This window comes from Leptolyngbya sp. GGD, assembly GCF_026735145.1.
Lineage (GTDB): Bacteria > Cyanobacteriota > Cyanobacteriia > Leptolyngbyales > Leptolyngbyaceae > Leptolyngbya > Leptolyngbya boryana.
In genome coordinates this window covers 1-375 of record NZ_JAPQKE010000033.1, presented here as the reverse complement: position 1 = coordinate 375, position 375 = coordinate 1, and the positions used below count along the sequence as shown (strand labels likewise).

The 375-nt window shown below is 48.8% G+C and carries 2 tRNA genes; both read right to left on the bottom strand.

Features of this window, described 5'->3' with window-relative positions:
- Window positions 1-112: 112 nt before the first annotated feature.
- Window positions 113-188, bottom strand: a tRNA-Ala gene (locus OU814_RS31300).
- Between the two features lie 14 nt (window positions 189-202).
- A tRNA-Ile gene (locus OU814_RS31295) sits at window positions 203-276 on the bottom strand.
- Between the last annotated feature and the right edge of the window lie 99 nt (window positions 277-375).

The window sequence follows — 375 nt, the reverse complement described above, 5'->3', positions numbered from 1 at the left end:
CGTACTGGATATAATCCAGCAGGCTCTCTACATACCGCAGATGAGTTGCTGTCGCATATCCTCAATCGCTCAATTCAACAAAAAATTCAACAGAGTGATTCAATCAATCGGTTGGTGGAGGTTAGCGGACTCGAACCGCTGACATCCTGCTTGCAAAGCAGGCGCTCTACCAACTGAGCTAAACCCCCTTGTCTTAATGGAGTGGGCCATCCTGGACTCGAACCAGGGACCTCACCCTTATCAGGGGTGCGCTCTAACCACCTGAGCTAATAGCCCCCATCCCTGAACCGGGATAGTTTAGAAGCACATCGAAATTTATGGAAAGCTTCGAACGACCTAGTTGACCTTTCTCATCCTAGCTTTAGCTAAGTGAGA